Below are 23,333 nucleotides of genomic sequence, written 5' to 3'. Positions count from 1 at the left end.
GGAGTCCAAGGACCGCGGCTACGGCTACATCTGCGGCCGGAAGAACGGCCTCATCCCACCGCCCGCACCGAGACCGGCAGCCCGCCCACCGGCCCCCACCACGACCACCACCGCCGCGCCCGACATCCACCCCGGCCAGATGACCATCCCGATCCAGGAGACCGCCCCATGGGCATGCAGCAGTCCACCTACTTCGCCTACGGCTTCCGCATCCCCGACACCGACAACGACACCCTCAAGGAAGCCCTCAAGGGCCAGCCGGAGAACGCCCGAGTCGGCTTCTGCCACGGCGGCGACTACGACCGCGACATGACCTTCCTCGTCACCGAGTTCCACGACGTCGACCTCGGCGACTTCAAGGTCATCACCCCCGAGTCCTTCGAGCGCTACGAGATCCCCGCCTGGAACGCCGCACTGCACGCAGCCGCGCTCAAGCTCGGGCACCCCGACCACCCGCAGCCGGGATGGCTCCTCATCCCGGACGTCAGCTGACCCCGCACGCCACCACGAAGGAGAACTGACCCACATGCTGCCCACCCTGACCGGCGTCGGACGCCTCACCGCCGACCCCGAACTCCGCTTCACCCAGTCCTCGAAGGCCGTCGCCTCCATCCCCCTGGCTTTCAACTCGCGCAGGCTCAACAAGCAGACCAACCAGTGGGAGGACGGCGACGTCTTCTACATCCGCGGCACCGCCTGGGAGCGCCTCGCCGAGAACGCCACCGAGACCCTCGCCAAGGGCATGGAGGTCCTCGTCACCGGCGAGCTCCGCACGGAGTCGTGGGAGAAGGACGGCCAGAAGCACGAGCGGCCGGCCCTCCTGATCCGGAGCATCGCGCCGAACCTCGCGTACGCCGTGGCGAACGTGTCGAAGGACGCCGCGAGCCAGCAGAACGCCCAGGGCGGACAGCAGCAGCGGCCCCCGCAGAACCAGCAGCGCGGCCAGCAGCAGTACCGCCAGGGCCCCCCGGCCCAAGACGACCCCTGGAACGTCGGACAGCCCCAGAACACCCAGCGCCAGGGCCGCAGCGACGAGCCTCCGTTCTGATGCGCACCGTGGCCGCCGCGCTCATCGCCGCAGCCCTCCTCACCGGCTGCACCCACACCGAACGCGAACCCACCCCCACACCCCAAGCAGCACCGACCCCACCGGCCGAAGGGAGCTGACATGGCCGCCGTCGTACGCCTGGAGAGCACCGACGACCTCGGCGAGATCGTCGAAGCCCTCCTCACTGCCGCCGACACCCGAGGCGGCCACGCACCCGCACAAGCCGCACGCTGGCGCACCCTCGCCTGCGACCTCGGCGACGCCCTCGACCAACTGCCCACACCACGACAGGACTAGCCCCTGATGATCACCCGCACTTTCACCCCCGACCAGCTCGAGACCATGGGCCTGCCCCACGACATGGTCGACGCGGCCTACGTTGCCGAGCACCCCGAGTACACCGCCGAGCACCCCGGCGCCGCCATCGAGCTGCACCGCGAGTACGTCGAGTCCCGCCGTTGGGAGTCGGTCAACGAACTGATCTTCCGGGCCCCGGACGACGGGAAGGCGTACCGCGTCCACTACCGCGAGCCCCTCACGGAGATGCAGGACTCGGACCCGTGGAACAGTGACCAGTCCGTCGAGGCCGTCGAGGTCGAGCAGTACGACCGCACGGTCAAGGCGTGGCGCCCCGCTGCCGAGCCGACGCACGAAGGCCCGGACCCGTCCCACGGCGGACTCACCACACACCGTGGCCGCCGCGAAGACTGCTCCGGCCCCGACTGCGGCACCGACAACAACCCCCAACCCGTCGACCTCTCCGACTGGGCCGACAGCCTGAGCGCCGACGGACTCCAGCCCGACGACCACACCGTCCAGCTCGGCATCGACCCCGGCGACGGCGACCGCCCCCGCATCCGCCTCCACTTCGCCTTCCACCCCGACATGACCGACGACGACCGCGACCACTTCGTCATGCAGCTGTCCAAGATCGTCATGCGCAACCTCTGAACCAACCCGTCAGCACCACCACCCGGACAAGGGGCCCCACGAAGGGACCCGCCCCGGACCACCCGGAGCGGACCATGTCCACAACAAGTAACCGTAGTGACCACCCCGGCGAACCGGTCACCCCCACCCTCGCGCGCAGGGGCTGGCGCCACCGCCTCGCCGCCTGGCTCGCCCCCGACCTGGTCGCCGCGGACTCGGCGATCGCCTGCCTCATCGCCGACCTGCAGGACGCGGAGCAGAACGCACGCCGTTGGAAGCAGCACGCTGACTCGTTCGAGCAGGACCGCGAGCGCGCCGTCGAGGCTCTCGCCGACCGGATCCGCGAGCGGGACGGTGCGTACCGGGAGCGTGCGCAGCTCCTCGCCTGGCTGACCGCCCTCCACCCCGACACGAGCGTGCTCACCGCGTCGCCGGACGTTGATGAGGACGGCTGGCAGCTGCTGTACCTGGTGGCCGGCGGATGGCAGATGTCGTGGCACATCCACCCCCGGGATGCCGCCCTGTTCCGGCACGTGACGCTGGTCGACGTGACCGATCCGCGGGCGCAGTGGGACGGCCACGGCACCCAGCAGAAGTACGAGCGGATCGGCAACCATGTCCGGCTCCTGGTACTGGAGGCCGACGCGGACGGGCTGCTGCGCGAGGCCATCGAAGTCCGGGCGAGCGTGCCGGAGGCCGACAGTGCCTGACCCGGCCGGGACGCAGGCTCCGGCGTGCGAGCACTGGATCGGCGCCGAACGCCGCCACTGCCACGCCACCGACCAGGTACGCCCGTACCTCACCGGCCTCTGCTGCCCGGCCCACACCCCCAACGCGCTGCAGGGCCTGCCCGAAGCGCCGCCCGGGCCCGGCATGCCCGCCGGCGCATGGGCCACGCCGTCCCCGCTCAACGACTCCCGGGTCCACGACGCCCGCGCCATCGCCTCCGGGAAACGCCGCAGCAACCCGAACGCGTACCGGGCCGCCCGCCAGACCACCGGAGCCACCCCGTGATCCCGGTCATCGCCCTCACCCTCACGACCATCGCCTTCACCCACCTCGCCTGCGGCCACGTCCACCTCGTCTGGAAGGACTGATGACCACCGACGCCTGGCGCGAGCGCGCAGCATGCGCCGGCCACGACCTCGACACCTGGTTCAACGCCGCCAAGGCCAGCACCGCGAAGCAGACCTGTGACCGCTGCCCCGTCCGCGCCGAATGCCTACACGACGCCCTCGTCACCGAACCCGCCGTCGACCGGTACGGCACGTACGGCGGGCTCACCGGCCCCCAACGCCGCCGCCTCCCCACCCTCCCCGAGCCCAGGACCGCCGCCCTCCACATGCTCCGCGACCTCCTCGCCGAACACGACGCCCAGCAACCCGACGAAGGAACGGTGACCATGCCCGACCAGACCGCCCCAGAGGCCACCGACAACATCCCCATCGGCCGCCTCCTCAAGTGGGGCGAAGACCACCCCGACACCGATGTCCAGGACCAGGCCGCCCGCATCCGCGCCGGCCTCCTCGGTCTCCGCCGCCGCTACGCCGCCGACCAGGAGCTGACCGCCATCGCCACCGAGCGGGAGCAGTTGGAGAAGCGGCTCGCCGAACTCGGGTCCCGGGAAGCGGAGCTGGCCCCGGCGAAGGCGAAGCGGAAGCGCGCCACCCCGGTCCGGGACTACGACACCCGCACCGTGCGCGCCTGGGCTGCCGAGAACGGTGTCGACTGCCCGGCCGTCGGCCAGATCCCGAAGCGCGTCCTCGACGCCTGGCGCGCGTCCCTGCCGCAGCCCGCGTGAGCTGTAGGCCGGCCGTCCCGCGGGCAGTGCGGGGCGGCCGGTACCGCCGATCCCATCACGCCCTCCTGGAGCCCGCTATGACGACACCCGCCGACGAACTCCGCACCGCCGCCGCCAAGCTCGGCCCGTCCTCGCCCGCCGTCGCCGCCCACACCGTCGCGGTCCGACTGCACCCGACCGTCGCCGCACGGCTCGCCGAGTTGCTCGTAAGCGAGATCGACTACCTGGCCGACGGCAGTGTCGCCCACCCGACCCACCTCACACGCGCGCTGGCCGTGGCCCGCGCAATCAACGCCCGCCCCTGACCCGTCCCGGCTGCCCCCACCCCTGGAGACCCAATGACCAACCGACCGACCGGCCCCGCCCTGTGGCAGCACCTCGTGCAATGGCAGCCCGCCACCGCCGCCGCGCTCGCCGAACACGCCCGCGCCCTGCCCGACGACTGGCCCGCCCGCGTCTTCGGCGTCGCCCGCACGGACGCCGCGCTCACCCTGTCGCCCGGCGCGATCGGAGAGCAGTTCCCCGACCGGGCCCCGGAGATCGCGCCCTACGACGAGATCGCGCCCTTGGACGACTGCCCGGCCTGCGAGGAGGCAGAGGGTAACTGCCGCTTCCACGAGGGCTACGCCTCCGGGCATCACGAAGCGTTGCAGGCGCAGCTCGACGCGGTGCAGGCGCACCCGGGGATGGGGCTGCGGGAGTTCATGCGGTGGCAGGCGGACGTGGAGGAGGCGGAGGACCGGGGGCAGGAGCCGCCTGCGCTGCCCGCGCCCGCCGCCGTGCCCGCTGTCGTGGAGCCGCCCGCCGACCGGGCCGTCCTCGACCGCGTCCGTGAGATCGTCCGCCGTCTCGATGCGCACGCCGTCGGCTTCCAGGACGTGCTCGACGACAGCGACCGTGACCCGTGGGCGAAGACGGTCCGTGCAGACATCGCCGAGCTGCGCCGCATGGCCGACGAGACACCGGCCGCCGAGGCACGGCCCGAGTCCTGCGCTCACTGCGGCAAGTCCGTCCTCCGCATCACCGGCACCCTCGCCGCGTGGTGGGTCCACGACCCAGGCGGCAACACGGTGTGCTTCCCGGAGCAGGCAGCGAGCAGCCCCCGCGCCACGCCGAAGACTGCCGACGAGCCCCAGGACGGGGCCCGCCCGTGACCCACCTCCTCACCGCGCTCCTCGCCCTCGCCGCCGGCTGGTGCTGGGGCCACGCCACCGCCCGCATCCGCCACATCCCCATCGGCGCACTCGCCACCGACGACGAGACCGCCCTCGACGAGGCATGGATCGCCGAACGCCGCGCCCAGTTCGACGACCGCCTCAACACCACCCCCAACCACCAGGAGCCGCGCCCGTGAACGCCTTCGCCCGCCCCTTCCACCTCCACCTGCGCGACGGCCAGGTCCTCGACGGCGCCGTGTTCCCCTCCGGGCACGCCATCATCATCGACGACCCGCAGGTCGGGTTCGGCAGCACCGCCCCCACCCTCGACCAGCTCCTCCTCTGCTACCACCGCGCCCGCATCGAATGGCCCGGCAACGGCGAGGCCCCGCCGGTCGGTTCGCCTCTGCACGCGGTGGTCACGGACGCCATCCGGGACTGCCCGTCGGCCGTGCCCGAGGACATCACCACCGCCGTAGTCCGATGCCTCCTGCCCGGCGACCGGATCACCGCGGCGCTCGCCCGCGACTACGAGGCCACCGTGCAGCGCACCACCGCCCTCTACGAAGGCTGGATGAAGGCCGGACCGCCGCCCCTCGGTACGAGCGTGGCCCGCTGGTGGGATCAGCGCCTGGTCGAGCTCCGCGCCGCACTCCTCCCGCCGAGCGACGACACCGAGATGGTGGCGTGCCCGTCCTGCCTCGGCGCACCCCCCATCCCCCGCCAGGACCTCGCCATCCACAACCACCAGCACCACCCCCACCACACCCACGCCCGCACCGACCACCCCACGGAGCAGTGACCATGCACGGACCGCTCCCAGCCACGGCCACCGTGATCCGGCAAGTCCGCCGTATGCGTACCCAGCGCCGGATGTCCGCCGCAGCGCTCGCCGAAGCCCTGTCGGCGAACGGCTACCCGACCACCCGAGCGGTCCTGGCCAACCAGGACTGCGGCCGGGTGCGCACCGTCCCCGTCGACTTCGTGGTCGCTGCCGCGCGGGTCTTCGGGGTGACGGTCGGTGAGCTGCTGGAGGACATCGCATGCTCGGTGTGCAGGGGCGAGCCGCCGGAGGGGTTCACCTGCAACACCTGCGGCACCACACGAGAGGACTAACCATGGCCACGATGCACGTGAACAGCTTGATCTTGATCTGCGATGGCTGCGAGAAGCCACTCAAGGACGGCGAGACCTTCCAGAGCGCCATGGAAGCCAGGGGAGCCGCGTACGGCGAGGGCTGGCGCTTCCCTCCGAAGCTAAGCAAGCGGACCGGAACGCCGACGAAGAACTGCTCGGACGTCTGCCCTGACTGCCAGCCCGGCTGGGAGTTCCAGACCATCGGCGAGAAGCCCTCCGGATACCGGCGCCAGGACGCCGCCAGCCAGCCCTGAGCACACGGCAGGGGGCGCGCCCACGATCTCCCCAGACCAGGCGCGCCCCACAGGTGCTGATCACGATACGCCCCACGCACCCCAGGGAGCTGCTGTGACCACCACCGCCACCCACCTCCGCACCGTCGCCCTCCACTGGGCCGACCTCCGCGAAGCCATCGGCGCCCCCGCCCAGCTCGGAGCCTTCGGCCTCGGCCTGAAGGGCTACCTCGCCCGCCTCGACCAAGCCGATGCCGAGCAGCTGGAGTACGAGCGTCACCAGGCCGCCCACCTCCGCAGCCTGGAGCGGGACCCGATCCAGCTCGGCAACCGGCCCGTCCCCGTGCGCCTGGCGATCCTCGACACGATGCGGGCCGTCGAGGCCGCCCTGGTCGCCTGCGCGGACGACATCGCCCACGCCGCGCAGCGCGCCCCGATCTCCGTGCCCGCGGCGAGGAAGGCCGACTACCGGACGCTGCGTGAGGCCCGGATCGAGGCCGCCGAGCGGGAGCGTCAGCAGCAGCTGGCGCACGCCGACGCCCACGACCCCCGCCGCTGGCGCTGGACCGGCCGCCGCACCGCCCCCTACGCCGCCCTCTGGCTCCTCGCCCGGATCGAGCGCGCGCCCGGCCCATGCCGGCGCATCACCGAGCAGGAAGAGCAGCGCATCGGCGTGGTGGCGAAGGGCGCCGCGGACCGGGTCGAGCGCGCCCTGGACATCGCCGCACAGCGCCGCACTCTGGAACAGCCCTGCGCGTGCGGGGGTCGCATCGACGTCCACGGCGGCGAAGGCCGCGCCCCACTCGCGCACTGCCACGGCTGCGGACGCGTGTGGACCGAGCAAGGAGCCGCAGCGTGAACGCGGCATCGAGCGGACCGACGGCGGTGATCGCGGGTCGGGTGCGGGAGTTGCGGCGGCGGCGCGGCTGGACGGCGGCCGACCTTGGCGCCCGACTCACGGAACACGGCCTGCCGTGGAACCGCACCACGGTCGTGAAGCTGGAGAACGGCCGACGGGAGAACGTGAGCGTCACTGAGCTGCTGGTGCTCGCCGAAGCCCTGGGAACGGCGCCCGTGAACCTCCTGGTCCCGCCGGACAACGAGCCGTACCAGGTGACCCCGGACCGTACCGAGGACGCGGACACCGTGCGCGCCTGGGTGCGCGGGGAACAGCCGCTCTCCGGCACGACACCCGAGGGCACACGTCTCTTCCACACCGATGTCTCATGGGCGGGCCTCGGGCGGCCAGCGCCCTGACCGTGCCACGCTGGACGGCATGCGCGTCTACGGCCACGACCCCACCGACCCCGAGCAAGGCCCGCAGGACGGCCGGGAGTACGTGGAGCTCCTGGGCGGCCCGCTCGACGGGCAACTGTACGACGTCACCGGCATGAGCCCCGCCGAGCAGCAGGAGGGCGCCCTCCTCATCACCGAGCAGGGCGCCTACGGGCCCGGCGGCCGAGCCGACTACACGCTCGGCGACACGGCCGGCCAGTGGGAGTGGCGCGGAGACGTCCCGTAGCCGGGCATGCCATCCTGCCGCCATGAACGAGCACGACGACACCCGGCCCACGGCGGAGGATGTTCTCCCCGACGACGGCGACGACATCACGGGCGAGGCCCCGCCGGTTGACGAGTACCGTCTCACCACTCGTTGACCGGGGCGGCATGTTCCACGGCATCCTGTCGTGACACCTGGCGGTGACGGCCGCCGCCCCAGCCTGGCGCGCCTCGTACGGTGCCCAGAGGCGACAGCCCAGCGTGGTCGCCAACCCCCGAGCGCCCGACCCATGGTCGGGCGCTCGCGCATGCACACCCCTTGATCTCCCCACGGCCCCGGGCGCACCCTGAACAGCCACGCACCAGGGAGGCGCCCGTGTCCGACCCCAGGTACCGCCTTGTCTCTCGCGGAACCGGAGACGCCTACTTCGCTGCCGTAGTCCTCCGAGACCCCAAGACCGACCAGATGAGTGATGACGAGATCCTGGATGGCCTCGAATCGTGGGAGCGAGCGCAGCGGCACCTCCACGCGGTCGACGACGAGTAGGCCGGCCATGGACGAGCCCACCCCCGACGACGTCGAGCGGATCATCCGCGAAGCACAGAAACTCAACGCCACCAAGCAGCGTGTCCTCGCCGACCTACGCGCCCGCGGCGAGGACCCCGACGACGTGCGGATCATCGTCTCCAGCCGCACTGAGAACGGCGACTACCGGGCCGACGAGCTGGTGACGCCCAACTGGCTGAAAGAAGCGCGGCGGCAGCGGCCCAAGCCCGACGGCTGATCGGATCAGGCCAGACGGCCCACCACGCAGCAGCGCCCCGCCGGACAACTCACGGCGGGGCGCAGTCATGCGGTCGGGCTACGGCCGCCACTCCTCCCGGAAGCCGGGCCGATCCACGTAGACGGCAGCGAACGCGTACAGGATCGCCTCGAGCGCCCACACGCCGCTCAGATCATCCGGCGTCACCTCGTACTTGAGGTGTTCATACTGGCGCAGCAGCTGTCGCTTGGCGCCGATCTCGCGCAGCACTCGAGCCGGATCATGTGCGGCGATGTGCTCGCCATACTTCAGCTCCAGGAAGTCCTGAGAGCCAGTCGCGACCAGGTCGCCCTCACCGCGCGCCAGCACGAATCCGTCGTCGTAGTACCAGCCGGGCCCAAGCTCCTCGGCCGCCGCCATGGCGTGCGCCGCATCGGCGTCGAGCTGCTCACCCAACCACTGCACCAGCTCATCCATCCTGCGCCTCCGGCTTCGCACGGGCCAGATGGCGCAGTTCGTCGACGAGGCAGTCCGGGTCGTGCTCGCCCTCCTCGATGAGCCGCGCCACAGCGTCGGCGCCCTCCCTGAGTACGGCCGCCCGGTAGGCGTCGAGCATCTTCACGCCCTCGTCCCACGGGACGCAGCGCTTCTCCGCAACCTCGTTGTACGGCGGGTCGTTCAGGCTGGACAGGATCGCGATTCGGGGATCGGTCGTGGTGGTCACTGGCTCTCCTTGCTGTCGTGGAGCGAGGTCTGTCCGCTTACCCGGGCTCGGAGGATTCGCTGCGAAGAACGCGGCCACCTCGTCGGCCCGGAACCGGGGCCGCGTGCTGCCCTCACCCTCGACGGGCTTCGGGAAGACGCCGCGCTTCCGGTGCGCGTGCACCGTTTGCCGGGTGACCCCGTGCTCCGCCGCGATCTCGGTGGTGGTCATCAAGCGCGGGCTCCCCTCTGCTTCAGGGCTCTTGGGCACGGCTACATCCTTCCCGAACCTCTTGACGTTGTAAAGAGGTTCTGCCAGTCTGGCACTGCACGACAAAGCCCCCGGCCCGGCGCTGGAACGCCATATGGGCCGGGGGCGGACCCACCCACAACCATCACGAAGGAGCAGGTCCGCCATGGAGCGTACCCAGGCGTCCACCTCACCGCCCAGCCCCACGAAGCCCCGCACGGTCCGCCACGCGAACGGCCTCACCTTCCGCGTCATCCCCGCCGGCAGCTACACCGCCCGCATCGCCCGCGACGTCCGCCAGCTGACGATGGCCGACGGCACCACGTGGACCGTCGGCCTCCCCGTCGGCTGGCACGGCGTCGCCGCCGCATGGCAGCCGGCGGTGACCGGATGAGCGAGCAGCAGACCGACCCGGCCCTCACCCCGGCCTACCGTCCCGCGGACGAGCCCGACCTCACCCCGCGCCCCAGCAAGGTGCTCGCCGAGCCCTCGACCGTCCAGGCCTGCGCCGACGACTACGCCGACGGTGGCGACGTCCGCCGTCGCCTCGGCTGGCGGCGCTGATGAGCTACCGCGCCCTGCTCCTCGCCCTGGCCGACCGGCTCGACCAGCAGCCCAACCGGCCCGCCGACGTCTTCTGCGTCCGCGGCTGGGCCCGTGGCGCCGGGTTCACCAGCGACTGGCTCGGAATCCTCCCGCACCCCGACGGGGCCACCCACTCCGAGTACGCCGCCCGGCTCCGCACCCTCGCCGGCTGACCCATCCTCACCGCCGCGTCCCGGCCCACCACCGGCCGGGACGCGGCCCCCTGGAGACCCTCGTGCGCACCCTGCTCCGCTTCCTCGTCATCGCCCTGGTCCTCGCCATCCCCGCCACCGTGGCCGCCGCGATCACCCACCACACCCTCGTCGGCACCCACTGGACCGACCCCACGCCGTCCCGGCTGCCGAAGCCGACACCGGTCCCCGCCCCGGTCACCGTCACGCCCGCCCCGACCGCCACGGTCCGCCCGGAGCCGACCGGCACACCGGACCCGTGGCCCCTCGGCACCTGCCTCACCTCCCATCTGCAGCACACGCCCTGCCACCCGGGTGTCTTACGGATCGTCGGCACTGTCCGCGGCCCCGACCCCCGCCCGTGCGCCGGCCTCCCCGAGACCGACCACGTCCGCCGCACCGGCGACTACGCCCTCTGCCTCACCACCGCCCAGTGACCCGACGCCGGACCCCGCTCGCCACCGCCATCCGCAGCCCCCTCGGGCGGTGGGGCTTCGCCGCCTGCACCGTCCTCGCTCTCACCACCCACCAGCTGCTGCCCGCCCTCACCGCCGGCGTCCTCACCGCCTACGCCTGGCGCACCCACCGCCGCTGACCCAGCTCCCGGAGAAGCCACCGTGAACACGCCCCGCACCGGCCGCAGACTCTCCCGGCCCATCCGCCTCGCCTGGGCCCTCGTCCTCGGCATGCTCCTCGCAGCCGCCGCCTGGTCCCTCTCCGGACAGCTCATGAGCTGGGGCATGAAGGGATGGCTCGCCTGGCCCCTGTCGATCATGTTCGACGCCGCCGGACTCATCTGCGCCACTTACGCCCGCCGCGCCGTCGAACGCGGCACCCCTGCCGGCCTCGCCCGCCTCGCACTCCTCGTCTTCGTCGGCATCGCAGGCATCCTCAACTTCAATCACGGCCACAACATCGGCCGCCTCCCCGCAGCCGCCGGCTTCGCCTCCCTCTCCGTTGGCGTCGAGCTCCTCTTCGAACTCCACCGCCGCGACATCCGCGACGAGCAGCGCGCCGCCCGCGGACTCATCGCCGAGCGGCTCCCGCACATCCCGCTCCTCGGCTGGGTCATGTACCCGGGCCGCTCCTGGACGACGCTGCGCGAGGCGGTCGGTGTCCGCCTCGACCTCCTCGACCCCGTCCAGACCGGACACCAACTTGCCGTCCCGGACATGGACACCCGACCGGACAAGCGCGGCTCTGGCACCGTCCGGTCCGCTGTCCGCGCGGCAGCGGACACCTTCCCGGACGCGACCGCGAAGGACATCGTCGACCACCTGTCCGCCGCCGGGATCGACACGGACACGGACACCGTCCGGACAGTCCTGGACAAGGACGCGGACAGCCGCCCGGACACGACGGACAGCAGGTCAGCGCGCTCGTCTGTCCGCCCCGTCCGCCCGATTGCCCCGCCCGGGCAGACGGTTGCGGACACCGTCCGGACAGCCCTCGCGTCCGGCATCACGGACAAGGACGCGGTCGTCTCCTACGTCCGCAAGATCCACGGACAGGACGTGTCCGCGGACACCGTCGCCCGGACGCGCCGCCGCATCGAGCGCCCTGCCTCATGACCACCCAGGGCGGTGACGAGCTGCGCGCCCGCCACTACCTCCACCGCACCGGCGCCCGCCCCATCGGCCACCAGGAGCCCACCATGCCCGACCCGATCATCCCGACCCAGATCATCCCCGCCGGCGCCCCGCTCCCGGCCCGCCCGCCGGAGCCCGGGGAGGCCCCGCCGTGGCGGACGCCGCCCCCGGCCCCGCCCGCCGCACCGCCGCCGGTACCGCCCACCCCGGGACCCCAGGACGTCGTCGTCCGCCACATCCACGAGATCGTCCTCGCCCCCCAGGAACCGGAGCCCGAGCCGGGGCCCCGCCTGTGGGAACGGCTCTGGGACCGTCTGGCGACCTGGCGCATGGCCGTCGCCCTCCTCGCCGCTCTCACCCCCTGGGCGGGCGGGCAGAGCCCCGTCGGCCTGTGGTCGCAGACCGTTCACCAGGCCCGCGTCGAGGCCGGCATCCCCGCGGCCTACATCATCGCCACCGTCGCGGTGCTCGCCGCCTGGGCCCTGGACCGGCACACCGGCCGCGCCGTCCCCCGCGCCCTGCTCATCACCGCCAGCCTCGGCGCCCTTGGCGTCCTGCACTGGTGGGACCCGATCCTGATGCTCACCGGAGTCGACCTGTGAACGCCACGTCCACCCTCACCCTCGGCGGCCTCCTCGCTGCCCTCGTCGTCCTCACCTGCAACCTGTACCCCTGGTGGACCGGCGGCCGCGAGATGGGACAGCTCGCCCCTTTCGGGAAGGGCTTCGGTGGCGCCGCCTGCGCCGCCGCTTGCCCCGGCGGCATCCTCGGCTGGACCCACTCCCGCACCGGGAGCGTCGGCAACAGCGCAGGGGAGACTGCCGGACAGAGTCTCACCGGTGCGCGCGCCGGAACTGGGCTCACTGCCGGGCAGCTCACCGGGCTCACCGCCACCGGCGCGATCGTCGTCGTCATCGCAGTTACCCTCGTCGTCCTCGCCTACAAGTCCGCGGGCAAGAAGGACAAGAAGCGCATCGCCGGCGGTGCGTTCGTCGGGTCCGTCCTGCTGCTCACCGCCGGAGTGGCCGGCGCCCTGGCCTGGATCCCGGGCGCCCTCAACGCCACCGGCGACGCGCTGGTCGCCGCCGTGCAGGGAGCGGGGATCCTGTGAGCCGCCTCGCCCGCCCCGCCGACCGGATCGCCACCGGGTCCGTGCTCCTCGTCCGCCGCCTCGGCGCGCGGGCCGCCGCCTGGTGCGCGCGCGGACGCCGTACCGACCTCACCGGCTGGAAGGCCGCCCTCGGCGTCATCGCCCGCCTGCTGCTCCTCGCCCTCGGCGTGTACGTCCTCGCCCGCCTGGTGCGCGCCCTGCCCGCCCTGATGTGGCTCCTCTCCACCGGCTGGACGCTCGCCTCCTGGAGGGCCGGACGCGCGGCCGCCGAGGAGTCAGAGGAGACCCCCGCGGAGCAGCTGGTCGACTCCCCTCGCGGGGACGTTCGCGCGGCCACCGTGGAGTGGGTCTGGGAGCGGATCGGGGACCGGCAAGGAGTGCACCTGCGGGACCTCCTCGCGCACGCCCACGCGCACGGCATGTTCGAGGGCCTGGAGGTGGCCGAGTTCCGGGCCCATCTAGAGCGGTGGGACATCCCCGTCCGGGCCCGCGTCCGGGTGCGCGGTCTGGGGGTCACCGTCGGCATCCACCGAGACGACCTGGAGGGCCTCGTCAGCCCCTCTCCCACCCCTGTCGTCCAGGACGCCGCGTAGCCCCGACTACACCCTTTCTGACCTGCGGAACTACACCCCAACTACAGGCCGAACTACGGCCTGACTACAGCCCGGGGCGGTTGCCCGGCCGCCCCGGTCCCGCTCGATACCGAAGGAGACCCCCATGGGGTTCATGAAGGACCGCGCCGAGGAAGTCCGTCAGGCCATGGACGAAGGCGACGTCGATCGGGCGGCGGCCCTCGCCGTCCACGCCCTCCTGGAGGGCCCCACTACCCGCGCTGAACTCGAAGCCGAGATGACCGACGACGAGTAGCCAGTCAGCCCCGGGGCGGCCGGCCTTCCGCCAAGTTGCCCGGCCGCCCCGGGCCCATCCCATCGCAGAGACGGAGAGCCCATCATGCTCGGATTTAAGAAGCCGATCCAGCCCAGCGACCCTCGCCTGAAGGGGCACGAGACGGACTACCAGGGCAGCCGCGGCGGCTGGCTGAAGCCGGAGGAGAAGCCCGTCCCGGGCACGCCGAAGAGGGGATGATGGGCCGTATGACGCAGAAGTTCAGCCTCATCGATGCCACGTACGCCCTGCGCGCCGCCTTGGCCCCTCTCGTCGCACGGCAGATGGCAATCGTCCACCAGATGTACACCGCCCTGGAACCGCTGATCGAGCACGCCGAGCAGCACCCCGAGGTGTGGGAGCAGTGGCGCCGCGAGCGCGACGCTGAGGCGCAGATCGGATCGTGCCACTGCCTGTGCGGCCTACACCGAGAGCAGGCCGAGGGCGTGTGCACTGGCCAGGCCGCTCCCGGGGCGGCGGTCCGGTTCGACTCGCCGAGTGTCGGGCGGGTGGATGTGCCGATGTGCCGTCCGTGCGCAGCGGCGACGATGGAGCGACGCGCCCCCACGCTCGCTTAGGCCACACTGGTATCTACGCGCCGGGTCACACCCAACACCCAGCCCCGCCAGCCCCCTGCCCTGGCGGGGCCTCCGCGCGAGAGGATGCCCTCATGACCACACAGCACAAGGTGTCCTGGGAACCCGACTTCGCGGAGTCGGTGGACGAGAACGGGTGGGTGGCCAGGGAGCTGACCGGCGTCACGTCCGTGAGCTGTTCGTGAGGCTTCGCCAAGGATGTGGCGAACAGCGATGCGCGGCGGGTGGTCGAGGAGCACCAGGCCGGTGCCGGAACCGCGGACACCGCCTGAACCTCAACCTTGCTTGACGTACGGGCGATCTTCCTTCACGCTGGGTGCCAGTCCTGGCGTGCCCGAAAGCAGCCGGACCCACGAGCGGGGAGGCCGCCGACAGTCGAGGGCTATCGCCCACAGCTGGCCAGCACCAGTTCGACTCCGGAACGGCGGTACTCCTTGACCAACCCCCGGAAATGATCACGCTCGGCGCGGCATGATGCCCCCTCAGCACCACAGTTCCAGGGGGGAACATGCACTACCAACCACACCAGCCGCCGCCGCGCCCGCGCCGCTTCGTCGACCGCAAGGGCTTCCGATTCGGCTGCCTGCCCGCCATGGTCATCGGCTGGGTCATCTTCCTGCTCGCCATCTTCAGCAGCGGCGACAACAACAACGACAAGCCGGGCAAGGCGAAGAAGCCCGCGGCCACCACTGCAGCATCAGCCGACCACGGCAAACTGGACGACGCTGCGTCTCTCGCCTGCTACGACTTCGCCTACGGCTACAAAGCCGCACAGACGCAGTCCGCACGAATCGACCTCGCCAACAAGGTCAATAAGTGGGCGCAGCAGTCCCGCACAGAGGGCATCGCCGACAACGCCACCGTGCTCGCGCGCGGCTCCGAAGGCTCTCCTGGGGCGTGGCAGATCGGCGCCGACATGTTCGCCCAGACCTGCCTCGATGCAGGCTGGAAGGGCTGACCCGACACCGCTGACTGGCCCGGCTGCACGCTCCGGCGGCCGGGCCTTCGCCATGTCCAGGGGGGTGACCGCCATGGGCAAAGGCCCCGTCACCGACAAGGAACGCGCCCGCATCCGCGAGCTCCACACCGCCGGCAAGGGCCGCAACGACATCGCCACCGAGCTCGAGCGATCCGGCGGCACCATCAGCCGCATCGCCCGACAGATGGGCCTCACCTTCGCCCGTGCCAGCGAGGTGCGCGCGGCCACCGAGATCCGCCAGGCCGACCTCGCCGAACGCCGCGCCGCCCTCGCCCAACGCCTCCAGGACGTCGCCGAACGCGAGCTGGAGAAGGTCAACAAGCCGCACAAGTATTTCGACTGGGGCGGCAAGGAGCACGACTACGACGAGCGGTGGCAGGACGAGCCGACGCCGGCCGACAAGCGGGCGCTGATGGGCGTCGTCGCCACCGCCATCGACCGGTCGCTCAAGCTGTCCCCCGCCGAGCAGGACGCCGAGGGCCTGGCCGCGGTCGACGCCTGGCTGAAGGGGATGATGGGCGGCACCTGAGGGGGCGAGCATGTACGACGCCCTCGTGGGCAAGCAGCTGCGCTCCACCCAGCTCGCCACCGCGCGCGGGAACCTATGGGAAGGCGCCGTCCGCTCCTCCAAGACCATCAGCTCGATCATGGTGTGGCTGCGCTACATCCGCACCGGCCCCCCGGGCGCGCTCCTCATGGTCGGCAAGACCGAACGCACCCTGAAGCGCAACATCATCGACGTCATCGTCGCGATGGTCGGCGTGAAGCGCTGCAAGTTCAAGGCGGGCGCGGGCGAGGTCGTCATCTTCGGCCGCACCATCTACGTGGCTGGCGCGAACGATGAGCGGGCCGCCGACAAGATCAAGGGAATGACCCTTGCTGGGGCGTACTGTGACGAGGTCACGACCTTCCCCGAGTCGTTCTTCTCGATGCTCGGCACCCGCCTGTCCGTGGAAGGCGCGCAGTGGTTCGGGACCACGAACCCCGAAGGCCCGAATCACTGGCTGAAGAAGAAGTTCCTCGACCGCGCGCGCCTGCACGTCCGGCGCGACGGATCCGAGGTGAGATCCGAGGACCCGAAGGCCCTCGATCTCCACCGCTTCAGCTTCAGCCTGCACGACAACCCGTACCTGCCGCCGGCCTACGTCGCCAACCTCAAGCTCGAGTACCAGGGCCTCTTCTACCGGCGGTTCGTCCTCGGAGAGTGGTGCCTGGCTGAGGGCGTCGTCTACGACATGTTCGACGAGGCGAAGCACATCGTCGACGTCGTCCCGGACGTCCGGCACTGGATGGCCGTGGGGCTCGACTACGGCACGATCAACCCCTTCGCCGCGGTCTTGATCGGCGTGGGGACCGACGACCGGCTGTACGTGGCCTCCGAGTACCGGCACGACTCGCGGGTGGAACGGCGTCAGCTGACGGATGCTCAGTACAGCGTGGCCGTGCGGCAATGGCTCGCTGAGTTCCGTCACCGGGGGCAGGTCGGTGTCCAGCCGCAATGGATCTTCGTCGACCCGAGCGCCGCGTCCTTCATGACGCAGCTGTGGTCCGACGGCGTCCAGGGTGTCGCGAAGGCCGACAACGAGGTCAAGGACGGCATCCGCTCGGTGAGCGTCGCGCTCGGCTCCGACCTGCTGTACGTCCACCGCTCCTGCACCGGCCTGCTGACCGAGCTCCCGTCGTACGCCTGGGATGAAAAGGCTGCGGCGGCGGGCGAGGACAAGCCGCTCAAGGTGGATGACCACTCGGTCGACAGCCTCCGCTACGCCCTACACAGCACAGCGCACGAGTGGCGGCACCTAGTCCGCGCGAACCTGGAGGTGGCAGCGTGACGGTCCGTCTCGGGCCCGTGCCCGGCTTCCCACGCTGGACCGGCGTCCGCGCCATCCTCTCCAGCAGTTCGGTACGCGACGGCGCCCTGGTGGCCCGCGTCAAGGTTCGACTCACGTGGCGTGCTTGGGCCTGGACGTACTGGCGTACCGTGCGCGGGAAGGGGGTGGACGGTGCCGCTCCCTGAGGAGAAGAACCTGCCGTGGCCGCCCATCGACCCGGCGATCCGCTCCGACATGGAGGACTGGGCTGCCTGGTTCAGTGCGAACCCGGACCGGCTCGCCTACCGGTACCGCAACCGGCACCGCGACAGTTCTCGCTTCGGCGCGCCGGCCAACCGGCCGTCCACCTACCGCGGCGGTCTCGTGGGGACGATCGCCCGCTGGTTCTGGGGCGAGCCCACTCCCCTCGGCGAGAAGCGCGCCAGCCTCCACATGCCGCTCGCCAAGGACATCGCCCGCACGTCCGCGGACCTGCTGTACTCCGAGCCCCCCGTCCTCAAGGCCAGCAACAAGGCCACGCAGGCCCGCCTCGAGTCCCTGATGGACGCCGGGATGAAGCGGACCCTGATCGGCGCGGGCGAGACCAGCGCCGCCCTCGGAGGCGCCTACCTGCGCGTCGTGTGGGACGACGAGATCAGCGACCGCCCTTGGATCTCCAAGGTCGACGCCGACGGCGCTTGCCCGGAGTTCGCGTACGGCGACAAGCTGCGCGCCGTCACCTTCTGGACGGTCCTCGCGGTCGACGGCCAGCGCATCATCCGGCACCTCGAGCGGCACGAGTCCGGCGTGATCATGCACGGCGTGTACGAGGGCACCGACCAGATCCTTGGCAAGCAGATCGACCTGAAGGCTTTCCCGCAGACTGCGAAGCTTCTGCCCTTCCGGCAGCTGCCCATCGGCCGGAAGCTCGCCGCGGAGTACATCCCGAACACCATGACCGCACCGGACTGGCGGGACCTCCCCAGTGCGGCCGGCCTCGGTGCCTCCGACTACCAAGGCGCGGAGGGCTTCCTGTCGTCGATCGACGAGATCTACACGAGCCTGATGCGGGACATCCGGCTCGCGCGGTCCCGCATCATCGTGCCCCAGGGCTACCTGCTCAACCAGGGGCCCGGGGCGGGGGCGGTGTGGGAGGACCGTGAGGTCTACGCACCCATGAACGTGCCGCCCACCTCCGATCAGCAGATCACCCTGAACCAGTTCGTGATCCGCTGGCAGGAACACCTGTCGTCCGCCGGAGACCTGATCCAGAAGGTCATCCGGAACGCCGGGTACTCCGGGAACACCTTCGGGGACGACAGTGCGGGGCCGGCCGTCACCGCGACGGAGATCAAGGCCCGCACCGCACGGTCGATGTCGACCCGGCTGCGGAAGTCTGAAGCGGCCGCGGTCGGGATCGCCGGCAGCGCCGAGACGATCCTCATGCTCGAGGCCTCCGGCATGTTCCCGGGCATCAAGGGCGTCGAGGTCGAGCGGCCCGAGGTCGTCTTCCAGGACTCCGTCCAGGAGGACATCAAGACCCTCGCCGAGACCGCTGCCCTCATGCGCCAGGCCGAAGCTGCGTCCGTCGAGACGATGGTCGCGCTGCTGCATCCGGACTGGGGACAGCGAGACCAGCGCGCCGAGGTCGACCGGATCCTGAAACAGTCCGGGCGCCTGGTCGAGGACCCGCTGCTGCTCGGGGCAGACCGGCCGGCGTTCGGTGAGCAAGAGCCGGGCGACGGGGAGGAGTCCGGCAGCGAGGCCGCGGCGGAGTAGCGGGGGTGCGGCATGGCGGTCAGTCCCGACATGGCGGAGGACCTGGCGGCCGCCGTCGCCAAGCTCTACGAACAGGCGGAGCTCGCGCTAGTGGAGAAGGTCACGAAGGCACTGGCCGAAGGCCTCGATTCGCCACGGTGGGCTGAGCTGAAGCTGGCCGCGCTCGGCAACCTTCAGACGGCGATCGAGGAGATCATCGCCGTCCTCCAGGCCGACGCCGCCGGGGCGATGCACCAGGCCGTCGCTGAGGCGTACGAGCGGGGGCAGCAGGCCGCAATCATTGAACTCGGGGCGGTCGCCACCGGGCCCGCGCTAGCGGCCGCGGAGGCTCTGCCCTCAGCACCGGCCGTGGATCGGCTCGCTGCGGCGCTGGTACGGGAGACCGGCCCAGTTCATCTGCGGATCCTCCGGGCCGGAATGGACGTGTACCGGCAGGTGATCGCCGAAGCATCGTCCGCACCGTTGCTCGGGGCGCAGACCCGCCGGCAGGCTGCGGGCCGGGCACTCCAGCAGTTCGCCGACAAGGGCGTCACGGGGTTCGTGGACCGGGCCGGACGCTCTTGGAACATGGCGTCGTACGTGGAGATGGCCACCCGGTCCGCCGTCGGGCGCGCGGCGGTGGAGGCGCACACGGACCGGCTGGCTGCTGCGGGGATTGAGCTGGTGGTCGTGTCGGACGCCCCGGAGGAGTGCGATCGGTGCAAGCGCTGGGAGGGCAAGGTCCTGCGGCGTGACGGGGCGTCCGGCGAGGGCACCGTCGAGGTCGAGCACGCCACCGAGGACGAGCGCATGGTCACCGTGAAGGTGGCCGGGTCGCTGCCGGAGGCGCGCGCCGCAGGGCTGATGCACCCGAACTGCCGCCACTCGGTGTCGATCTACCTGCCGGGGCTGACCCGGCCCGCTGGTCCGAAGAAGGACAGGACGCGGGCGACGTACGAGCAGTCGCAGCAACAGCGCTACCTCGAGCGGCAGGTGCGGGCGTGGAAGCGACGGGCAGCGGCCGCGATCGACGACGACCAGCGGAAAGCGGCGAACGCGAAGGTGCGCGCCTACCAGGGGCGGATCCGTGAGCTGGTCGCGGAGACCGGACTGCCCCGCAAGAGCCACCGCGAACAGCTCACGGGCGCCCGCTGACTACTACTCAGGCGCCTGACTGTGCTCTCGGTCCCAGTCCTGCAGCTGGGACACGGTGCACGACGGACAGAACGGGTCGCTCTTTCTCGGGGGGATCGACGCTCCCCAGACCGGTATCTCGGTGACGTCACGGACCATCGGTCCCTTGCAACGGCGGCAGGCGCCCGGGGCGCGCTCTCTGTGGCTGGCCATCCCGCGAAGGTATCGCCCCTCGTTCACCGCCGCAGCGGATACAGACTTCCGGCCGCCGCACGGCAGGCCGGGCAACCCGAAACGGGAGAAGAACACCATGCCCAAGAAGACGCTTCCCCGCCTCGCCGGAACCGGTTGGGCACACCCCTACGGCCACGCCCCTTTCTCGCCGGTCCTCTACGCGGATGGCGGCGAAGGGGACGGCGGCGGATCCGCGTCCGGCGGACAGCCCGGGGCCGGTGAGGGTGGCGAGTCCGGGCAGAGCGGACAGGACAGCTCCGAGGGCGGCAGCAGCACGGCTGGCCAGGGCGGACAGCAGTCCGGGAAGGAGTCCGGACAGTCCGGATCCGGTGCGGGCGACAGCACCGACTGGAAGTCGCACGCTCGCGACTGGGAGAAGCGCGCCAAGGCCAACGCCAAGGCGGCCGAAGAGCTGGAAAAGCTCAAGGCCGCGAACATGAGCGAGCAGGAAAAGGCTGTCGCCGCGGCGGAGAAGGCAGGCCGCACGGCCGCCGCTCAGGAGGCGGCAGCCGAGATCGAGAAGCGCGACGCCCAGATCCGAGAGCTGGCGGTCAAGGACGCGGTCCGCGACCGAGCCGACAAGCACAGCGCGAAGCCCGGCTCACTCCTCAACTCGCTCAGCTTCCGCGACCGGATCAAGGACCTCGACCCGTCGGCGAAGACGTTCGGCGCGAACCTCGACGACGCCATCAAGGCCGAACTGGAGGCGCACCCCGAGTACGCCGCGCAGGGTGCCGGCCGGTCCGGCGCCGACCTCTCCGGCGGGACCGGCGAGCGCGCCGCGAAGCGCAACGGATCGCTCTCCGGGGCGATCGCGAACCACTACCAGACCTGACCACCAGGGAGTAACCCATGCCCGTGACGCTCGCTCAGGCGCAGCTCAACACGGCGGCGGACATCGACTACGCCGTCATCGACAACCTCCGCCGCAACTCGTGGCTGCTGAACAACTTCGTCTGGGACGACACCGTCACCCCGGGCACGGGCGGCGGCTCCCTCACCTACGGCTACACCCGGCTCCTCGCCCCGTCAAAGGCCTCGTTCCGGCGCTTCAACGAGGAGTACGTGCCCTCTCAGGCGTCCCGGGAGCGGAAGACCGTGGAGCTCCACCCGCTGGGCGGCAGCTTCACCGTGGACCGCAAGCTGGCGCGGCTCGGTCCGGCGGCGACCAACGAGATCATGTTCCAGATGAGCCAGAAGCTCACCTCGGTGCGCACCCGGTTCCAGCAGGAGCTGATCCTCGGTGACACCGCCGTCGACGACGCGGGCTTCGACGGCCTCGACAAGGCCCTCGTCGGTCAGAGCACCGAGTACCTGCCCCTCACCGAGGGCGTGGCCACCGGTTACCTCGACTGGTCCCCGGCGACCATCGACACCGAGGCCAAGGCGATGACCGCCTTCGAGGTCTTCGACGACTTCCTGTCGCGCATCGTCGGCTCGCAGACGGGCTCCGGCGACACCAACGCGGACGGCTCGGTCCCGGCCGGCGTCAAGGCGATCCTCGGCAACACGAAGTCGATCTCCCGGCTGAAGTCCCTGGCTCGCCGCGCGAACCAGTTCACCTCCGAGCGGGACAGCTTCGGCGAGGAGATCGAGCGGTACGGCAAGTGGGTCCTGATCGACCTGGGCGACCGGGACGACGTGGCCGGCCCGATCGTCCCGATCCGGTCGGCGGACACCGACGGCGTAGGCGGAGGCGGCACCATCACGGGCCTCACCGACATCTACGCCGTGTCGCTGGGTCTGGACGCCTTCCACGGCGCCGCGATGGCCGGCACCCCGCTGCTCGAGACGTTCCTGCCCGACTTCACCCAGCCCGGCGCGGTCAAGTCCGGCGAGGTCGAGATGGGCCCGGTCGCCGCGGTCCTCCGCAACACCAAGAGCTGCGGCGTCATCCGCAACGTCAAGGTCAGGTGATCAGCGTGGCGACCAAGTACAAGATCGAGGCTCCGGTGCGCTCCTTCACGGGTGAGTCCGTAGGCGTGCACTTCCACAAGGGCACCGGCTACACCGACGACAGCTCGAAGGAGGGCCGTGCCGCGCTGGAGTACTTCCGGCGGCACGGCTACGGCGTCGCCCCGACCGACGAGAAGACCGAGGAGGAGGCCGTCCAGGAGCTGGCGACCGGCACCCCGCCGCAGCGCACGCCGGTCAACGACGGCCCCTTCGACCCGGCCAAGCACGGTGTCGAGGACGTCCTGACCTACCTGGACAAGGCCGACCTCGACGAGGCGGCCCGCGTCCTGGACGTCGAGGCCGCCACGAAGAAGCCGCGCGTCGGCATCACCAGCAAGCGCGAGGAGATCCTCGCTGCGAAGACACCCGCGGCTCCGGCCGGGGACAACCAGACGGGAGGTGCCGGGCAGTGACGCTCCTCGGTGCATTCAAGGGGAATCCCCGCAACGATCTGGCCTGGCTGAACAGTGCCGGCCGCCCGGACCCGGAAGTCGTCTTCCACCGGGCGAACCTGCCGCGCGTGGGTCTGGACGACGTCGCCGCGGCCGCCTCCGGCGTGCTGTGCTCCGTCGCCCTGTACCTCCAGGACGGCGACACCATCAGCAACCTGACCTTCATCAGCGGGGCCACCGCTGGCGGCACGCTGACGAACCAGATCGCCGCTCTGTACTCGGGCGCGGGCGCGCTGCTGGCGCAGTCCGCGGACAAGACGTCGGAGGCGTGGGCGGCCGACACGGCGAAGGTCTTCGCGCTGGCGTCGCCGGTGCGGATCACCAAGTCGGGGATCTACTACGCGGCGCTCGCGGTGGCCGCATCCACGGTGCCGACGCTGGTCGGTACGGTCGGCGCGAAGCCGGTCCTGACGGGCGAGGGCAACCTCGCGCAGACGTCCGGCTCCAGCATTACCGCCACGGCCCCGGCGACGATCGCCACGCCCGCGTTCAAGCGGGCTGTGCCGCTCGTCATCGCGACCTGAGAGGGG

At 71.4% G+C, this 23,333-nt stretch carries 42 protein-coding genes; 40 read left to right on the top strand and 2 right to left on the bottom strand.

Annotated elements, in window-relative coordinates; all coding sequences use genetic code 11:
- Window positions 1-168 precede the first annotated feature (168 nt).
- From TU30_RS15780 to TU30_RS15710, 18 genes are all read left to right on the top strand, one after another.
- Window positions 169-492, top strand: coding sequence for a hypothetical protein (locus TU30_RS15780; RefSeq protein ID WP_042170166.1), 324 nt, complete (start codon window positions 169-171; stop codon window positions 490-492).
- Between the two features lie 34 nt (window positions 493-526).
- Entirely contained in the window at window positions 527-1,048 is a 522-nt protein-coding gene (gene ssb, locus TU30_RS15775) for a single-stranded DNA-binding protein (RefSeq protein WP_042170164.1), read from the top strand.
- A 120-nt stretch (window positions 1,049-1,168) separates the two neighbouring features.
- Window positions 1,169-1,345, top strand: a complete 177-nt coding sequence (locus TU30_RS36495; RefSeq protein ID WP_199816860.1) for a hypothetical protein — start codon at window positions 1,169-1,171, stop codon at window positions 1,343-1,345.
- A gap of 6 nt (window positions 1,346-1,351) precedes the next feature.
- Window positions 1,352-1,999 carry a hypothetical protein gene (locus tag TU30_RS15770; RefSeq protein WP_042170161.1) on the top strand — a complete coding sequence of 216 codons (648 nt, stop codon included), beginning with the start codon at window positions 1,352-1,354 and terminating at the stop codon, window positions 1,997-1,999.
- 74 nt (window positions 2,000-2,073) lie between these two features.
- Window positions 2,074-2,688: a hypothetical protein gene (locus tag TU30_RS32895; protein ID WP_052479817.1), complete on the top strand. Its 615-nt coding sequence runs from the start codon at window positions 2,074-2,076 to the stop codon at window positions 2,686-2,688.
- Window positions 2,681-2,992 carry a hypothetical protein gene (locus TU30_RS15760; protein ID WP_042170157.1) on the top strand — a complete coding sequence of 104 codons (312 nt, stop codon included), beginning with the start codon at window positions 2,681-2,683 and terminating at the stop codon, window positions 2,990-2,992. Before TU30_RS32895 ends, TU30_RS15760 begins: the two co-directional genes overlap by 8 nt.
- 82 nt (window positions 2,993-3,074) lie before the next feature.
- Window positions 3,075-3,779 carry a histone-like nucleoid-structuring protein Lsr2 gene (locus TU30_RS32890; RefSeq protein WP_052479816.1) on the top strand — a complete coding sequence of 235 codons (705 nt, stop codon included), beginning with the start codon at window positions 3,075-3,077 and terminating at the stop codon, window positions 3,777-3,779.
- A gap of 77 nt (window positions 3,780-3,856) precedes the next feature.
- Window positions 3,857-4,084 (top strand): hypothetical protein, encoded by a 228-nt coding sequence (locus TU30_RS32885; RefSeq protein ID WP_052479815.1) that lies wholly within the window; start codon window positions 3,857-3,859, stop codon window positions 4,082-4,084.
- Window positions 4,085-4,117: 33 nt separating this feature from the next.
- A complete protein-coding gene (locus TU30_RS15750; protein ID WP_042170155.1) occupies window positions 4,118-4,933 on the top strand; it encodes a hypothetical protein in 816 nt (271 codons plus the stop codon).
- Window positions 4,930-5,133, top strand: a complete 204-nt coding sequence (locus tag TU30_RS15745; protein WP_042170153.1) for a hypothetical protein — start codon at window positions 4,930-4,932, stop codon at window positions 5,131-5,133. Before TU30_RS15750 ends, TU30_RS15745 begins: the two co-directional genes overlap by 4 nt.
- The gene (locus TU30_RS15740; protein ID WP_042170150.1) at window positions 5,130-5,738 is read left to right on the top strand and encodes a hypothetical protein; all 609 of its coding nucleotides are present in this window, start codon (window positions 5,130-5,132) and stop codon (window positions 5,736-5,738) included. The genes TU30_RS15745 and TU30_RS15740 overlap by 4 nt, the downstream gene beginning before the upstream one ends.
- A gap of 71 nt (window positions 5,739-5,809) precedes the next feature.
- The gene (locus tag TU30_RS15735; RefSeq protein WP_158719328.1) at window positions 5,810-6,052 is read left to right on the top strand and encodes a hypothetical protein; all 243 of its coding nucleotides are present in this window, start codon (window positions 5,810-5,812) and stop codon (window positions 6,050-6,052) included.
- Between the two features lie 2 nt (window positions 6,053-6,054).
- Window positions 6,055-6,327 carry a hypothetical protein gene (locus TU30_RS15730; protein WP_042170146.1) on the top strand — a complete coding sequence of 91 codons (273 nt, stop codon included), beginning with the start codon at window positions 6,055-6,057 and terminating at the stop codon, window positions 6,325-6,327.
- A 94-nt stretch (window positions 6,328-6,421) separates the two neighbouring features.
- The gene (locus tag TU30_RS15725) at window positions 6,422-7,165 is read left to right on the top strand and encodes a hypothetical protein (RefSeq protein ID WP_042170144.1); all 744 of its coding nucleotides are present in this window, start codon (window positions 6,422-6,424) and stop codon (window positions 7,163-7,165) included.
- Window positions 7,162-7,563: a helix-turn-helix domain-containing protein gene (locus tag TU30_RS36040; RefSeq protein WP_052479814.1), complete on the top strand. Its 402-nt coding sequence runs from the start codon at window positions 7,162-7,164 to the stop codon at window positions 7,561-7,563. The genes TU30_RS15725 and TU30_RS36040 overlap by 4 nt, the downstream gene beginning before the upstream one ends.
- Window positions 7,564-7,582: 19 nt before the next feature.
- Entirely contained in the window at window positions 7,583-7,828 is a 246-nt protein-coding gene (locus TU30_RS15715; RefSeq protein WP_042170142.1) for a hypothetical protein, read from the top strand.
- A 354-nt stretch (window positions 7,829-8,182) separates the two neighbouring features.
- Entirely contained in the window at window positions 8,183-8,353 is a 171-nt protein-coding gene (locus TU30_RS36035) for a hypothetical protein (protein ID WP_158719327.1), read from the top strand.
- Between the two features lie 7 nt (window positions 8,354-8,360).
- Window positions 8,361-8,591 carry a hypothetical protein gene (locus TU30_RS15710; protein WP_042170139.1) on the top strand — a complete coding sequence of 77 codons (231 nt, stop codon included), beginning with the start codon at window positions 8,361-8,363 and terminating at the stop codon, window positions 8,589-8,591.
- Window positions 8,592-8,669: 78 nt separating this feature from the next.
- On the opposite strand, the gene TU30_RS15705 is transcribed toward TU30_RS15710, so the two are convergent.
- Together TU30_RS15705 and TU30_RS37255 are read right to left on the bottom strand one after the other, a co-directional pair.
- On the bottom strand, window positions 8,670-9,047 hold the full coding sequence (locus TU30_RS15705; RefSeq protein ID WP_052479813.1) for a DUF6221 family protein: 378 nt from the start codon (window positions 9,045-9,047) through the stop codon (window positions 8,670-8,672).
- Window positions 9,040-9,294: a hypothetical protein gene (locus TU30_RS37255; protein WP_234307876.1), complete on the bottom strand. Its 255-nt coding sequence runs from the start codon at window positions 9,292-9,294 to the stop codon at window positions 9,040-9,042. Before TU30_RS37255 ends, TU30_RS15705 begins: the two co-directional genes overlap by 8 nt.
- A 394-nt stretch (window positions 9,295-9,688) precedes the next feature.
- Between TU30_RS37255 and TU30_RS15695 the strand changes: the two genes are divergently transcribed.
- From TU30_RS15695 to TU30_RS15610, 22 genes are all read left to right on the top strand, one after another.
- Window positions 9,689-9,916: a hypothetical protein gene (locus TU30_RS15695; RefSeq protein ID WP_042170136.1), complete on the top strand. Its 228-nt coding sequence runs from the start codon at window positions 9,689-9,691 to the stop codon at window positions 9,914-9,916.
- Window positions 9,913-10,086, top strand: a complete 174-nt coding sequence (locus TU30_RS36490; RefSeq protein WP_199816859.1) for a hypothetical protein — start codon at window positions 9,913-9,915, stop codon at window positions 10,084-10,086. Before TU30_RS15695 ends, TU30_RS36490 begins: the two co-directional genes overlap by 4 nt.
- On the top strand, window positions 10,086-10,280 hold the full coding sequence (locus TU30_RS15690; RefSeq protein ID WP_042170132.1) for a hypothetical protein: 195 nt from the start codon (window positions 10,086-10,088) through the stop codon (window positions 10,278-10,280). Before TU30_RS36490 ends, TU30_RS15690 begins: the two co-directional genes overlap by 1 nt.
- A gap of 62 nt (window positions 10,281-10,342) precedes the next feature.
- Entirely contained in the window at window positions 10,343-10,735 is a 393-nt protein-coding gene (locus tag TU30_RS15685) for a hypothetical protein (RefSeq protein ID WP_042170130.1), read from the top strand.
- On the top strand, window positions 10,732-10,893 hold the full coding sequence (locus TU30_RS36030) for a hypothetical protein (protein ID WP_158719326.1): 162 nt from the start codon (window positions 10,732-10,734) through the stop codon (window positions 10,891-10,893). The genes TU30_RS15685 and TU30_RS36030 overlap by 4 nt, the downstream gene beginning before the upstream one ends.
- Before the next feature lie 22 nt (window positions 10,894-10,915).
- Window positions 10,916-11,869: a DUF2637 domain-containing protein gene (locus tag TU30_RS15680; protein WP_042170127.1), complete on the top strand. Its 954-nt coding sequence runs from the start codon at window positions 10,916-10,918 to the stop codon at window positions 11,867-11,869.
- Window positions 11,866-12,489, top strand: coding sequence for a hypothetical protein (locus TU30_RS15675; protein WP_234307875.1), 624 nt, complete (start codon window positions 11,866-11,868; stop codon window positions 12,487-12,489). The genes TU30_RS15680 and TU30_RS15675 overlap by 4 nt, the downstream gene beginning before the upstream one ends.
- Entirely contained in the window at window positions 12,486-12,998 is a 513-nt protein-coding gene (locus TU30_RS15670) for a hypothetical protein (protein ID WP_042170125.1), read from the top strand. The genes TU30_RS15675 and TU30_RS15670 overlap by 4 nt, the downstream gene beginning before the upstream one ends.
- Window positions 12,995-13,591 carry a hypothetical protein gene (locus TU30_RS15665; RefSeq protein ID WP_042170122.1) on the top strand — a complete coding sequence of 199 codons (597 nt, stop codon included), beginning with the start codon at window positions 12,995-12,997 and terminating at the stop codon, window positions 13,589-13,591. Before TU30_RS15670 ends, TU30_RS15665 begins: the two co-directional genes overlap by 4 nt.
- Window positions 13,592-13,715: 124 nt before the next feature.
- Complete coding sequence (locus tag TU30_RS36025; protein WP_158719325.1) at window positions 13,716-13,865, top strand: hypothetical protein; 150 nt, start codon at window positions 13,716-13,718, stop codon at window positions 13,863-13,865.
- 84 nt (window positions 13,866-13,949) lie between these two features.
- A complete protein-coding gene (locus TU30_RS38015; RefSeq protein ID WP_267889342.1) occupies window positions 13,950-14,084 on the top strand; it encodes a hypothetical protein in 135 nt (44 codons plus the stop codon).
- Between the two features lie 8 nt (window positions 14,085-14,092).
- Window positions 14,093-14,461 (top strand): DUF6372 family protein, encoded by a 369-nt coding sequence (locus TU30_RS15660; protein WP_158719324.1) that lies wholly within the window; start codon window positions 14,093-14,095, stop codon window positions 14,459-14,461.
- Window positions 14,462-14,987: 526 nt separating this feature from the next.
- Window positions 14,988-15,437 carry a hypothetical protein gene (locus tag TU30_RS15655; protein ID WP_042170118.1) on the top strand — a complete coding sequence of 150 codons (450 nt, stop codon included), beginning with the start codon at window positions 14,988-14,990 and terminating at the stop codon, window positions 15,435-15,437.
- A 73-nt stretch (window positions 15,438-15,510) separates the two neighbouring features.
- On the top strand, window positions 15,511-15,987 hold the full coding sequence (locus TU30_RS15650; protein WP_042170116.1) for a helix-turn-helix domain-containing protein: 477 nt from the start codon (window positions 15,511-15,513) through the stop codon (window positions 15,985-15,987).
- A gap of 10 nt (window positions 15,988-15,997) precedes the next feature.
- Entirely contained in the window at window positions 15,998-17,290 is a 1,293-nt protein-coding gene (locus TU30_RS15645) for a PBSX family phage terminase large subunit (protein WP_042170113.1), read from the top strand.
- A complete protein-coding gene (locus tag TU30_RS15640) occupies window positions 17,287-17,475 on the top strand; it encodes a hypothetical protein (protein WP_042170110.1) in 189 nt (62 codons plus the stop codon). Before TU30_RS15645 ends, TU30_RS15640 begins: the two co-directional genes overlap by 4 nt.
- The gene (locus TU30_RS15635; RefSeq protein WP_052479812.1) at window positions 17,462-19,048 is read left to right on the top strand and encodes a hypothetical protein; all 1,587 of its coding nucleotides are present in this window, start codon (window positions 17,462-17,464) and stop codon (window positions 19,046-19,048) included. Before TU30_RS15640 ends, TU30_RS15635 begins: the two co-directional genes overlap by 14 nt.
- Before the next feature lie 12 nt (window positions 19,049-19,060).
- A complete protein-coding gene (locus tag TU30_RS15630; protein WP_042170107.1) occupies window positions 19,061-20,182 on the top strand; it encodes a phage minor capsid protein in 1,122 nt (373 codons plus the stop codon).
- 289 nt (window positions 20,183-20,471) lie between these two features.
- Window positions 20,472-21,230 (top strand): hypothetical protein, encoded by a 759-nt coding sequence (locus TU30_RS36485; RefSeq protein ID WP_052479811.1) that lies wholly within the window; start codon window positions 20,472-20,474, stop codon window positions 21,228-21,230.
- Window positions 21,231-21,247: 17 nt separating this feature from the next.
- A complete protein-coding gene (locus TU30_RS15620) occupies window positions 21,248-22,312 on the top strand; it encodes a major capsid protein (protein WP_042170105.1) in 1,065 nt (354 codons plus the stop codon).
- A gap of 5 nt (window positions 22,313-22,317) precedes the next feature.
- Window positions 22,318-22,764 (top strand): hypothetical protein, encoded by a 447-nt coding sequence (locus TU30_RS32875; protein WP_158719323.1) that lies wholly within the window; start codon window positions 22,318-22,320, stop codon window positions 22,762-22,764.
- Window positions 22,761-23,327 carry a hypothetical protein gene (locus tag TU30_RS15610; protein WP_042170102.1) on the top strand — a complete coding sequence of 189 codons (567 nt, stop codon included), beginning with the start codon at window positions 22,761-22,763 and terminating at the stop codon, window positions 23,325-23,327. The genes TU30_RS32875 and TU30_RS15610 overlap by 4 nt, the downstream gene beginning before the upstream one ends.
- Window positions 23,328-23,333: the final 6 nt, after the last annotated feature.

Origin of the sequence: Streptomyces sp. NBRC 110035 (assembly GCF_000829695.1) — a bacterium.
Taxonomy (GTDB): Bacteria; Actinomycetota; Actinomycetes; order Streptomycetales; family Streptomycetaceae; genus Streptomyces.
Note: the sequence above shows the minus strand (reverse complement) of the source record. Positions and strands in the feature narration are given on the sequence as shown.